The sequence below is a fragment of the Hydrogenovibrio sp. JE_KL2 genome (genome assembly GCF_009296185.1).
Classification (GTDB): Bacteria; Pseudomonadota; Gammaproteobacteria; order Thiomicrospirales; family Thiomicrospiraceae; genus Hydrogenovibrio.
This window is the reverse complement of sequence record NZ_WBJR01000001.1, coordinates 305,915-318,175: the sequence shown is the minus strand read 5'-3', so window position 1 is coordinate 318,175 and position 12,261 is coordinate 305,915. Positions and strand designations below refer to the sequence as shown.

Sequence of the window (12,261 nt, the reverse complement as noted above, 5' to 3'; positions counted from 1 at the left end):
TCCTGGAATCTTACTCTTAAAATTTCGTTCCCTTGGAAATATCTTCGGGATTAATGCCTAACGTCAGGTAGCGATCATGACACAAGGCCGCTGCCAAGGCATCCGCCGCATCTTCCTGAGGCGTTTCCGAGAGTTTCAACAAGGTCTTCACCATGTATTGAACCTGATCTTTGTTAGCGTGACCGTTACCAACCACGGTACTTTTGATCTGAGTCGGTGTATATTCCATAATCGGCACATTTTTCATCGCCGCCGCGCAGAGTATCACCCCTCTCGCCTGACCGAGCTTGATCGCAGAGTTGGGGTTTTTGTATACAAAAACCTTCTCGATCGCCATCACATCTGGCTGGTATTGATCGAGAATCTGCATGACTGACTCAAAAATGGTTTTCAATCGCTCTGCACCTGAGAGCTTTTCGACACGGATGACACCGCTAATCAGATAGTTAGGATGATAGCGCCCTGATTCAATGAGTCCGAATCCCGCTTTGCGTGATCCTGGGTCGACACCTAGTATACGTTGAATCTTCGGCACTTATTCTCCTGTTTAAGACTATTTGTTCGCCTTCACCAAACCTGCTTGTCTGGAAAACTCTAGCATACGGTTTACCGATGCCAAAGCTTTTTGGCGAATGTTCTCTTCGATCAGGATTTCGCCTGTGCCATCACGAAGGCAATGATAAAGATTTTCCAAGCCGTTCATAGCCATCCACGGACAATGTGCACAACTGATACAGTGCCCATCTTTACCCGCAGTCGGCGCGACAATCAGTTTCTTCTCAGGCGCCAACTGCTGCATTTTGTAGAAAATGCCCAAGTCCGTCGCGACGATAAACTCTTGATCGGGCAAATCTCTCACCGCTTCAATCATCACGCGCGTCGAGCCAACCACATCCGCCAAATCAACTACTTCTTCAGGCGACTCCGGGTGTACCAATACCTTGGCGTTCGGGTGTTTTTCTTTCAGACTTTTCAGTTCGTAGACCTGGAATTCGTTGTGAACGATACACTGTCCCTGCCACAGAATCATATCCATGCCGGTTTCTTTCTGAATCCAGTGCCCTAAATGACGGTCAGGCGCCCAGATAATCTTTTCGCCCTGCTCTTTCAGGTGGTTCACGATATTCAATGCATTGCCCGATGTCACCACCCAGTCAGCAATCGCTTTAACTTCAACACTGGTGTTGGCATACACCACTACTTTACGGTCAGGATATTGTTTACAGAACCCGGCAAACTCTTTTGCCGGACAGCCGATATCCAAAGAACAGTTTGCCTCTAAATCCGGCATTAAAATCGTTTTTTCCGGGCTCAACATTTTTGCTGTTTCACCCATGAAACGCACACCGCAAACCACCAAAATATCGGCATTAGATTGCGCGCCAAAATTCGCCATTTCCAAAGAATCTGCGACTTTCCCGCCTGTTTCTTCCGCCAAAGCTTGCAACTCGGCATCGACATAATAATGCGCAACGATTTGAGCATTCTTCTCTTTCAACAAAGCTTTGATTTTGGTTTTGAGAGAGTCGCGATCTGCTTCACTGAGATGTTTTGCAGGCGTAGCGGACTGCGCTAGTTGGTTAATGCTGTTAACCAATTCAAGCGGAACAGATTTTGCCAAGCCTGAGGCTTGTTGCGTAGGAGATAATTCCGACATGGTTCTTCCAAGTGAATAAACTTAAGGCGTAAATGCCATTCACGCCTTTGATTTATTGTATGCCCTTTTCCGTGATTTGGAGAGGTTTTTAGATAACGCTATTGCGCGCTTAATCGCGTGCTGGCTTACGGAAACGCAAATCCAAATCTGCCAATTGCCCATCATCAACCACACCTGGCGCTTCGGTCAGCATACAGGCAGCAGATTGCGTTTTCGGGAAGGCAATAACATCACGAATCGAATCACGATTTGCCATCAACATGACCAAACGATCCAAACCGAATGCCATACCAGCATGCGGAGGACAACCGTATTTCAAAGCGTTCAGTAGGAAACCGAATTTATCGTTGGCCTCTTCATCGGAGATACCCAACATCTTCAAGACGGCTGCTTGCATTTTGGTGTCATGGATACGCACTGAACCACCACCAACTTCGATACCATTGATAACCAAGTCATAAGCGCGAGATAACATTTGCTCCGGCTTGTCATGATTCAAAATTTCTTCCGTTGTTGCTTTAGGCTGCGTAAATGGATGGTGAATGGCAGTCAATCTAGCTGTTTTCTCATCCATTTCAAACATTGGGAAATCAACCACCCAAACTGGCGCCCATTCTTTTTCGATCATGCCGAGGTCTTCACCCAGCTTGCAACGCAATGCACCCAACGCTTCGTTAACGATCTTCGCATTGTCCGCGCCGAAGAAGACAATATCACCGTCTTCCGCGCCCACACGCTGCATGATTTCCATGACCTGATCAGGGAAGAATTTAACGATTGGAGACTGTAAACCATCCAAGCCTGCCGCTAGATCGTTGACTTTGATATACGCCAAACCTTTCGCACCGTAGATACTGACAAACTTGGTGTAATCGTCAATTTCCTTACGAGAAAGTGTACCGCCTTGTGGCACACGCAAAGCCGCGACACGACCCATAGGATCTTTTGCAGGACCAGAGAATACTTTGAACTCAATATCTTGCAACAAGTCAGCTACGTCCACCAACTGCAAAGGGATACGTAAATCAGGACGGTCAATACCGTACTTCTCGATGGCTTCAGAATACGGCATGCGAGGGAAGTCATAGTCGAAATTCACATCTACCGCTTCACGGAAAATTGTTTTCGCCAAGCCTTCCATCATGTCCATGACTTCTTCTTCGGACATGAAAGAGGTTTCGATATCCAACTGCGTGAATTCTGGCTGACGGTCTGCACGCAAGTCTTCATCACGGAAACAACGCGTGATTTGGTAGTAACGGTCAAAACCAGACATCATCAACAATTGCTTGAACAACTGAGGAGACTGAGGCAATGCAAAGAATTTATTTGGATGGGTACGGCTAGGCACCAAATAGTCACGCGCCCCTTCCGGTGTAGATTTGGTTAGGATAGGTGTTTCCATATCCATAAAGCCGTTATCATCCAAGTAACGACGCATAGAACGTGTCACCTTATAACGGGTTTTCATCGCTTGCTGCATTTCATCGCGACGCAAATCCAAATAACGGTAAGTCAAACGCACTTCTTCAGAAATGTTTTTATCATCCAACTGGAAAGGAATCGGATCAGATGCGCTTAGGATTTCGATGCTTTCCGCAACAATCTCAACCTTTCCTGTCACCATCTTAGGGTTGATGGTTTCCGGCGTTCTCGCACAAACCTGACCTTCCACTTTCAACACATACTCTGAACGCACTCTTTCCGCTTTGGCGAACTTGTCAGCGTCATCAGGATTGACCACTACTTGAACCAAGCCGTCACGGTCACGTAAGTCGATAAAAATAACGCCACCATGATCTCGGCGTCTGTGCACCCAGCCGGCAACTGTGACTTTTTGACTTTCTAAGACTTCTGTAACTTGTCCACAGTAGTGTGTACGCATCATGTGTTTTTTACCTTTGAATTGAATAATGGAGAGCTTTGTACGAGATGGATGCACGGCTAAAAATGGCTAAAATCCACCTGAATGTTGTTGAAAAACTTGCCAATAGCCAGCTATTAGCTGCGTTTTTCGCCTAATTCAGAAAAATTTTATTTCATTTTTACCTCGTACCCCACTCGTGCAAAGCTCTCCTGTTTTAATAAAATTTATTTTTCGCTTGTCGGCGCCAGATTCTGTTCAGGGATGGCAACTTCCGGCGCGACGTCTGGTACAACTTCTGGCACCTTCTTCCACGGCGGAACGACCACCCCGCCTGAAATCACCATTTTCAATGCATTATCAACACTCATATCCAGTTCGATAATTTCATGTCGCGAGGCAATCAGAAAGAATCCTGAAGTCGGGTTTGGCGTGGTCGGCACAAACAGATTCACCGCATCAATCAGCCCAGTTTTCAGCTGCGCTTCACCATGGGTACGGCTTGTTTGAAATGCCAGTGTCCACAAGCCTTCACGCGGGTACTGAATCAAATACACCTTTTGAAAGGTTTCCGCGCCAGAGCCAAACAATGCTTCCGCAATCTGTTTGACAGCCATGTAAATCGAGCGCACTAGCGGAATTCTCGCTAGAAACTTTTCCCACCAGCCATAAAGGTAACGTCCAAAGAAGTTGGCGACCAGCATCCCGGTAATCAGAATCAACAAAAAGGATAGGATGACGCCGAACCCAGGAATTTCATATCCTAGCCAATATTCCGGGCGAAGGTGTCTCGGTAAAAGCACTAAACTCTTATCAAACAGGTTGACGAGAAAAATCAACGCCGCGATGGTGACACCCAAAGGCAGCCACACAAGCAATCCAGCAATTAAGTAACGTTTAATCAGAGACATGGCTAAATGAATTCAAAACCCGAAAACAAAACTCGAAATAAAAAGAATGGCTTATTATATAAGAATTGAATGGTTTTATCGAAATTAAAGCATTCATTTATGGCTTGGGCATCCAACTGAAATATTCTAAGATGGCAAGCATTAAGATTCATAAACGAAATCTGGCAAAATGACCAACAAACACATCAAGATGACATCACACGCAAACCTCACTATTTTCATTACCGGCTGCTCAACCGGCATCGGTCATTACACCCTTAAAACCCTTCATGCCAAAGGCTATCACGTTATCGGCAGTTGCCGACAGGAAGCAGATGTCGCCAAAATCCGCCAAATGGGGATTAGCTGCTTGAAGCTGGATTTAGCCGACTCGGACTCTATCCATCATGCTGTTGATGAATTGCTCAAAATGACCGAGGGGAAAATTGATGTCTTATTCAATAACGGTGCTTTCGGGCTACCAGGCGCTGTGGAAGATTTATCCCGAGACGCGCTACGCTACCAGTTTGAAACCAATGTGTTCGGCACACAAGAATTGACCAATTTACTGGTACCGGTCATGCGACAAAACGGCGGTGGCAAAATCATCTATAACAGTTCAATTCTGGGGTTTGCCGCTATGGCGTACCGCGGGGCATACAATGCGAGTAAATTCGCCATTGAAGGCTTGGCAGACACACTAAGACTTGAGCTTAAACAAGACAATATTCACGTCAGTTTGATTGAACCCGGGCCGATTTTATCCGAATTCCGTGCCAACTCATTCAAGCAGTATCAGCGTTGGATTGCCGGCAAGCAAAGCGCTCATCAAGCCAGTTACGACTCCATGATTCAACGACTTGAAAAAGAAGGTGCCGCTGCCCCCTTCACGCTTGGACCTGAAGCTGTCAGCGATGTTGTTGAAAAAATCATTTCCGCCAACAAGCCCAAGATTCGCTACCCAGTAACCTTCCCCACACACTTGTTTGCTTGGCTGAAACGCATTCTTCCAAACCGTTGGTTGGATGCGCTACTCCTCAAAGCGGGCGGCAACGGAAAGCGCTGACAATGAAAAACAGCATAATGAAGCACGCACTATTTATCCTGTTAATGGCAGGGGTTTCGTTGTTTTCTTATGCTCACGCCAGCGAGCTTCAAACACCCTCAAACGCGGTACAACCGACACCAGGGCCGGCAGTGCAGAATGATAAGTCACCCGAGCATGTCCGCCCGAAAATCGGGCTGGTACTGGCCGGCGGCGGAGCCAGAGGGCTTGCCCATATCGGAGTTATCAAAGCACTGGAAGCCAGACACATTCCCATCGACTATATCGCCGGCACCAGCATGGGCGCTTTGATAGGTGGACTCTATGCGGCAGGTTTGCCCATTGACCAGATCGAACAATTCGCCACTCGTGTCGACTGGGAGCAAACATTCAATGACGATCCGAAACGTTACTACCAGTCGTTTCGACGTAAGCAACAACAATTTGGTTACTACATCAAAGGCGAAGTCGGTATGCACGACTGGACTTTCCGCCTGCCTAACGGTTTGATTCAAGGACAGAAACAGGACATCTTACTTGAAAGCTTACTGCTCAATGCCGCGCCGTCGGAAAACTTTGACAAACTTCCCATTCCCTTCCGAGCCGTTGCCACCGATATTGCCACAGGGCAAAGCGTTGTTCTAAAAGAAGGAAACCTCTCCCAAGCGTTGCGCGCGAGTATGTCTGTACCCGGTATTTTTGCGCCGGTTAAAATTGGAAAACACCTTTTGGTGGATGGCGGCATTACCGACAACACGCCCATTGATGTCGTACGCAAAATGGGCGCGGACATTGTCATTGTTTCCGACATACATGACGAGCGAGCACAGCGAGACAAACTCAAAAGTTTTGTCGACATCACTAACCAATTGATTACCGGTTTGACCTTAAACAACAGTTTGCAACAGCTTTCGACACTCACAAAGAAAGATGTGCTGATTTGTCCTGACTTGACCGGTTTCACCTCTACTGATTTTGACAAAAGCACCTTACTTATCGAACGCGGAGAGCAAGCGGCAACCGCACATGAAGACGCACTGAAAAAATTGGCGTTACTGGAACCCTACAGCCCACCTAACCAACATCGTAGCCATTCTTTGCTAGTCAAAACAATTGCGCTGGACAATCAGACCGGCATTGCTAACAGCGTGGTTCTCCGTTACATCCATCAGAAAATTGATCAACCACTGGATAGAACACGACTGGAAACAGACCTCTCTTATCTGTATGGCTTGGGCTTTTTCAAGAACGTGAGTTATGACTTCATCAACCATAAAGGACAGGGAAAGTTGCTGATTCACACTACCGAACCTGAATGGGGGCCGAATTTCTTTAAACTTAAATTCAACCTGGCTTCAAACCTTGGCGACGACACTCAATTCAATTTAGGCGTTAGGCACACCTATCAACCTGTGGACGATCTGGGCGCGGAATGGCGAAATGAATTACAGATCGGTGAGATTCAGCATGTCCGCACCGAGTTTTACCAACCCATTACCCAAGGACAAAGTTTTTACGTCAAACCTTTTGCCGACTACCAGGAAGAAAACTATCTTTACAACAATGACGCTTTCGGTACCTTCTCCATTGCCTTGGATAAAAAGCGCACCCAAACCGGTTTGGAACTTGGCGTTAACCTCACCACCAACAACAGACTGTTCACCCAATACTACTACGAAAGCGGTGAATTGATTATCGGCCACAAAACTTCAAAGGAAATCAGCGACAAATATCACCAAACCGTCACCACAGTCGGGCTTGCGCATGACACGCTTGACCAAGTCGCTTTCCCAACATCCGGTAGCCTGCTGTATTATGGATTCTCGGGCATTTCCAGCAAATATGAACCCTCGCTGGAAAGTCACACTGACGTTTTCAAACTTTCAAGCTATCGCTCTTTTCACCGCCACACCTTCAACTTCTATGCGGAATACACCGATATGAACGGGCCTATCGGTTTTGAGAGCAGTCAGTTTTATACTTTAGGTGGTTTCCAGAGATTGTCCGGATTTCGTCAAAACGAGTTGATCGGAAACCAGATCGTCTTTACCCGATTGAAGTACCTCTACCGCCTGTTAGGTGAGAGTAATTCGGTATTTCACTTTCCACTTTATCTGGGCGCTACCTTGGAAGCCGGGAATGTATTCGGTAGCTACACCTCGCCGGAAAAAATTGACTTGGATAAAACCAAGCAGGCTGGCAGCGTTTTTCTTGGCATGAACACGCCTTTAGGGCCCGCATACCTTGCCTATGGATACCACAATTCTAGCAAACAATCGGTTTACTTCTACTTCGGAAAGAGCTTTGACTAGAGCTTGTTAAAAGAATTAAACAGAATTAAAGAGATTTAATGAGAGTGGAACGAAAGCCCCCCAACCTGGCAGATTTTATGCAACCGAAGCGGTAAGCCGAGACACGAAGAACTCGACGCCTGAAAGGGTAAGTCGAGACACGAAGAACTGTCGAGAAAATCTGCCAGGTTGGGGTGAAAATAGTGACAAGATTGAGATTAATCTTCTACTTCAACGTTGTGGTAGATTTCTTGAACATCATCTAGGTCGTTCAACAAATCCATAAACTTCTCAAAAGTTTCCAACTCTTCGCCTTGTAGCAAAGTGTAGGTTTGAGGAATGAATGTGATTTCATCCGTTTCAAGCGTCACATCAGGGAAAGCTTCCGTCAAAGCGGTTCTGGCCTTGAAGTATTCTGTTGGTGGTGTCAATACACGCACCAAACCGTCTTCCGACTCAACATCAGAGACATCGACATCCGCTTCCATCAATGCTTCCAATACTGCATCTTCATCGTCATACTTAAACTCGAAAACTGCGCAATGGTCAAACATATGGGCAGTTGTGCCTTGCGTACCCAACTTCGCTTTGATTTTATTGAACACGCCTCTGACTTCACCAAACGTACGGTTGTTGTTATCGGTCAGACAGTCAACAATCATCATACAGCCGCCTGGACCGAACCCTTCAAAACGAACCGTTACGAAATCTTCACCACCCGCACCAGAAGCCTTTTCTAGTGCTTTATCAATAACGTGTGCAGGTACTTGGTTTTGTTTGGCTTTTTCAATCAAATGGGACAATGCCAAATTAGCCGTCGGGTCTGTCCCACCATTTTTGGCGCTAACGTAAATTTCTTTACTGAACTTTGAGTAGACCTTCGCTTTCATATTGGAGGTCTTTGCCATGGAATCCTTACGGTTTTGATAGGCTCTTCCCATCTGATATCACTCTCTTTCGAATCAAAAATTATTAGTGGTTAATTGGGCAGGCATTTTACTGAGAAGCCCGAGTTTTGTCTATCAGTTCGCACGCATTACCGACGTAAATCGGCGATTTATAAGCAGAAAAGACACTGAGAAGTAAAAACGAGCGGAAAAAAAACCACTCATAATGAGGGAATTATGAATGGCTCAATGGAGGTAATAATGACTAAAGAACAGATACTATCGTTGCATATTAAACGTCCAGATGAACCTCGCTTAAAATTCAAAAAGACGCAACAGATAAACTCTTGATTAAGTTAAAAAAATCCCGCACAAAACAATCGTTCGCTTTGTGCGAGCAAGGCACTCTAACTTAACACTTATCATATAACAATCGATATGCCTAAAATCTAATAGCTATTTAAATTCAACAACTTAACTATTTTTTAGACTTTTTGAAATCATTTTTTCTCAATAATTCTGTAACATTTGCTTCACGGCTATGCATTTGTGTATTAAAGCGGTGCAAAAGGGTCTAAGGTGTAAACGGTGCCCACAAGGCGGAAACACTATCAATGGACTCCGGCATCAACCAAACGGATTGATAAGGCTGAATCACATACTTCTCTTCCTGGCTGGCTACCCCTTGGTTGTACAATAGGTTTACCCAGTAGTTGTGACGTTCTATGCCGGCTATCTCAGACAGGTTCAATATCTTGATGTCATTCGTCAGGTTATGAATTGCCAACAATGGGAAAACCAAACCCTCGCCATCTCGCCATAACGCAAAGAAATCACTCCCCAGATCAACAATTTTTTGCGGCGTATCTGGATGGAAAGCTTTGTGTTTTTTACGTCTTTGCAGAATATTCGTCAGACGTTTGATAACCTCGGCATTAGAGGTTCTGCCACTTTCAATCAATGCCTGAAGATATTCATAGTCCCACTTACGACGGTTAATGGAACGCGTTCGTCCGGTTTTCTCAACCCCGTCCAAATCATTCGGTGTCGCCACCAAACTGTGGACATAAAATGCAGGAATACCTTGCAATGTCATCATAATATTCTGAGAACAAATAAAGCGATCTACCTGCCATTGATCCGGCCCGTTTGACTTATGCGTTTCGCGGAAAGCACTGAATAGCGCAATATTGATTTCATAAGGGCTTTCCGTACCATCCGGGTTACTTTTCATAGACACGAACCCACCTAAACGGTGCATGCCGGTAATCAAATCATCCACTTCACGTTTGGGCAAAATACCTTCAATGGGGCGCACACCAATACCGTCATGCGAGGCAGTGAAGTTCAGGAAAGTACAACCCTTTGGCGGTTCCCCCAACTCGCTCGCCCATTGCGTCAGATACTGCCCGTCACCACGATGCAGCGCATGCAGCACCAAGGGCGCCAAGGCAAACTGGTACACCATGTGTGCTTCATCCTGATTGCCGAAATAGGACAGATTTTCCTGATGGGGTACATTGGTCTCTGTCAGCATAATGGCTTCAGGGCGTACCACGGACATAATATCCCGAAACAATTTCACGGCGGTATGGGTTTGCGGCAAGTGAATACAGTTGCTTCCCAACTCTTTCCACAAGAAAGCAATGGCATCCAAACGAATCAAGCGAGCGCCTTTCTCCAGATACATCAGAAGCACTTCGATCATCTTGATCAAGACTTCGACTTCCTTGAAGTTTAGGTCGATTTGGTCGGCGCTGAAAGTCGCCCAAACCATCTTACGCCCACGATGCGTATAGGCAGGAACCAGAAGCGGCGAGTTTCTTGGGCGCGTTACTTGAGAAACATCTTCATGACCTTCCATTTCAATAAAGAAGCGATTGTAAGGTTCTCTATCCGCCTTATAGTCGGTAAACCACAAGCTTTCTCGGGAGACGTGATTCACAACGAAATCGAACATCAAATCATAGGCTTCCTTCAGGCCTTCAACGTGTTCCCAATCGCCCAAATCCGGGTCGACCATTTTGTAGTCAATAACCGAAAAACCATCATCCGAGCTGTAAGGGAAAAACGGCAGGATATGAACCGTATTGATGGCGTCTTTGATATGCGTCTGCAAAAACTTCTTCAACGTTTCCAGTGGTGCTAAATCTTCTTGTAGGAAAGTATCACCATAGGTAATCAACAACGCATCTTCCTGACTCCAGCGCTCTCCTTCGAAATTTGATTTAGGAAAGGCCTCCATCATTTCTACAATACGCTGATAAGCATAAGCCGCCTCTTTCTCAGGATAGAGTGATTGTAATTTGGTTTCTATCTGACGAAGCGTTTCATGACTCATACTTTCTCCGGTGCGCGTGCTTTCATTAATATGTTTAACCTATTTAAATTTGGTTAGGCGTTGTCTAGATCCACCGCCAATTTAATTTCTTCAAGAATCGTCGGACAGGCACTGACAACGCGATTCCAGTTTGGCATAAACGGCATTTCTCCCGGGTTGTCCATAAAGCCGACCCCGGCATCCATGATGTTTGTAGCAAACAACTCAATCACTTTTTCTTCCGAGTGTAAATCCAACCTTAAACCATTCATTTCTGCATCAAACGCGTAGGACTCCAATTGATCTAACGCCGTACGGTAGTATTTGGCACGAATGGTTCTCAAAGTACTGCGGGAGAACTGATGTCCTCTTACCGCCAGCTTTCTGAATAATGATTTGGCAATATCCTGACTCATGCGAGACAACCCCGCCGTTTTATCTTCATACGAAACGTCTTGATGTTTATGGTCATAGACATCTGCAATATCCACTTGGCAAATGCGGCGATTTGAATAGTTTCTCAGCACCTCGGACATCACGCCGATCTCCAAGCCCCAGTCGTATGGAATGCGAATCTCCTTCAGACAATGAACATCCATTGCAAACTCGCCCGCCAACGGGTAGCGGAAGCTGTCCAGATAATCCAGTAATGCATCATCTCCCACAACCCCTTTCAGGGCGCGAAGTAGCGGCGTCACCAACAAACGTGAAGCCCGACCGTTAAGTTTGCCATCTGCATATCTTGGGTAATACCCCTTCGAGAAGACAAAGTTAAATGTCGGGTGAGCCACAGGGTAAATCAAACGCGCCAGTAAGCTTCTGTCATAAGTGAGCACATCGCAATCATGCAACGCGACTGCTTCCACTTGATCTGATGCCAAAACGTAGCCATAACAGTTCCAGACATTACTGCCTTTTCCTCGCTCCAAAGGCGCCAGGTCTTTTTCTTTCAACTTGGCTGTGATGGCTTGCATACGAGGACCATCGTTCCAGACGATTTTGACATTCTCCAACTCGGAGAAGTATTCCTTGGCATAAGCAAATTGCTCAGCATTGGCTTTGTCCAGACCGATAACGATCTGGCTGAGATAGGGTACTTTTTTCAACTCACTGACAATGTGTTTCAGCGCTGGCCCTTCAAGCTCGCTGAATAAGGACGGCAGGATAATACCGAGGGGTTTGGATTGACTGAAGTTGAGAAGTTCTCTTTCCAACTCTTCAACCGGCCTATCCGTTAGATTATGAAATGTCGTTACTGTTCCGTTTTGAAAAAAATCACCCATAACTCAAAGCTCCTATGCTTTTAC

The 12,261-nt window shown here is 45.9% G+C and carries 9 protein-coding genes; 2 read left to right on the top strand and 7 right to left on the bottom strand.

Annotated elements, in window-relative coordinates; all coding sequences use genetic code 11:
* Positions 1-16 precede the first annotated feature (16 nt).
* The 4 genes from ruvC to F8R13_RS01445 all read right to left on the bottom strand — a co-directional run bounded on the left by ruvC (position 17) and on the right by F8R13_RS01445 (position 4,432).
* Positions 17-535 carry a crossover junction endodeoxyribonuclease RuvC gene (gene ruvC / locus F8R13_RS01460; RefSeq protein WP_029908442.1) on the bottom strand — a complete coding sequence of 173 codons (519 nt, stop codon included), beginning with the start codon at positions 533-535 and terminating at the stop codon, positions 17-19.
* An 18-nt stretch (positions 536-553) separates the two neighbouring features.
* Positions 554-1,657, bottom strand: coding sequence for a quinolinate synthase NadA (gene nadA / locus F8R13_RS01455; protein ID WP_152831564.1), 1,104 nt, complete (start codon positions 1,655-1,657; stop codon positions 554-556).
* A 109-nt stretch (positions 1,658-1,766) separates the two neighbouring features.
* On the bottom strand, positions 1,767-3,542 hold the full coding sequence (gene aspS / locus F8R13_RS01450) for an aspartate--tRNA ligase (protein ID WP_172967690.1): 1,776 nt from the start codon (positions 3,540-3,542) through the stop codon (positions 1,767-1,769).
* Positions 3,543-3,748: 206 nt separating this feature from the next.
* Entirely contained in the window at positions 3,749-4,432 is a 684-nt protein-coding gene (locus tag F8R13_RS01445; protein ID WP_152831562.1) for a DUF502 domain-containing protein, read from the bottom strand.
* A 169-nt stretch (positions 4,433-4,601) separates the two neighbouring features.
* Between F8R13_RS01445 and F8R13_RS01440 the strand changes: the two genes are divergently transcribed.
* Both F8R13_RS01440 and F8R13_RS01435 read left to right on the top strand, forming a co-directional pair.
* Positions 4,602-5,477: an SDR family NAD(P)-dependent oxidoreductase gene (locus F8R13_RS01440; RefSeq protein ID WP_253806290.1), complete on the top strand. Its 876-nt coding sequence runs from the start codon at positions 4,602-4,604 to the stop codon at positions 5,475-5,477.
* Positions 5,478-5,479: 2 nt separating this feature from the next.
* Complete coding sequence (locus F8R13_RS01435; protein ID WP_152831560.1) at positions 5,480-7,768, top strand: patatin-like phospholipase family protein; 2,289 nt, start codon at positions 5,480-5,482, stop codon at positions 7,766-7,768.
* Positions 7,769-7,965: 197 nt separating this feature from the next.
* On the opposite strand, the gene F8R13_RS01430 is transcribed toward F8R13_RS01435, so the two are convergent.
* The 3 genes from F8R13_RS01430 to F8R13_RS01420 all read right to left on the bottom strand — a co-directional run bounded on the left by F8R13_RS01430 (position 7,966) and on the right by F8R13_RS01420 (position 12,237).
* Complete coding sequence (locus F8R13_RS01430) at positions 7,966-8,688, bottom strand: YebC/PmpR family DNA-binding transcriptional regulator (protein WP_152831559.1); 723 nt, start codon at positions 8,686-8,688, stop codon at positions 7,966-7,968.
* A 520-nt stretch (positions 8,689-9,208) separates the two neighbouring features.
* A complete protein-coding gene (locus F8R13_RS01425) occupies positions 9,209-10,975 on the bottom strand; it encodes a sugar phosphorylase (RefSeq protein WP_152831557.1) in 1,767 nt (588 codons plus the stop codon).
* 53 nt (positions 10,976-11,028) lie between these two features.
* Complete coding sequence (locus F8R13_RS01420; protein WP_152831555.1) at positions 11,029-12,237, bottom strand: glycosyl transferase; 1,209 nt, start codon at positions 12,235-12,237, stop codon at positions 11,029-11,031.
* Positions 12,238-12,261 lie beyond the last annotated feature (24 nt).

What these genes read in the sequence shown, in the direction of transcription:
- F8R13_RS01435 (WP_152831560.1), top strand. Translation starts at nt 5,480, where the DNA reads ATGAAAAACAGCATAATGAAGCACGCACTATTTATCCTGTTAATGGCA.
- F8R13_RS01445 (WP_152831562.1), bottom strand. Translation starts at nt 4,432, where the DNA reads ATGTCTCTGATTAAACGTTACTTAATTGCTGGATTGCTTGTGTGGCTG.
- F8R13_RS01440 (WP_253806290.1), top strand. Translation starts at nt 4,602, where the DNA reads ATGACCAACAAACACATCAAGATGACATCACACGCAAACCTCACTATT.
- nadA (WP_152831564.1), bottom strand. Translation starts at nt 1,657, where the DNA reads ATGTCGGAATTATCTCCTACGCAACAAGCCTCAGGCTTGGCAAAATCT.
- F8R13_RS01420 (WP_152831555.1), bottom strand. Translation starts at nt 12,237, where the DNA reads ATGGGTGATTTTTTTCAAAACGGAACAGTAACGACATTTCATAATCTA.
- F8R13_RS01425 (WP_152831557.1), bottom strand. Translation starts at nt 10,975, where the DNA reads ATGAGTCATGAAACGCTTCGTCAGATAGAAACCAAATTACAATCACTC.
- F8R13_RS01430 (WP_152831559.1), bottom strand. Translation starts at nt 8,688, where the DNA reads ATGGGAAGAGCCTATCAAAACCGTAAGGATTCCATGGCAAAGACCTCC.
- aspS (WP_172967690.1), bottom strand. Translation starts at nt 3,542, where the DNA reads ATGCGTACACACTACTGTGGACAAGTTACAGAAGTCTTAGAAAGTCAA.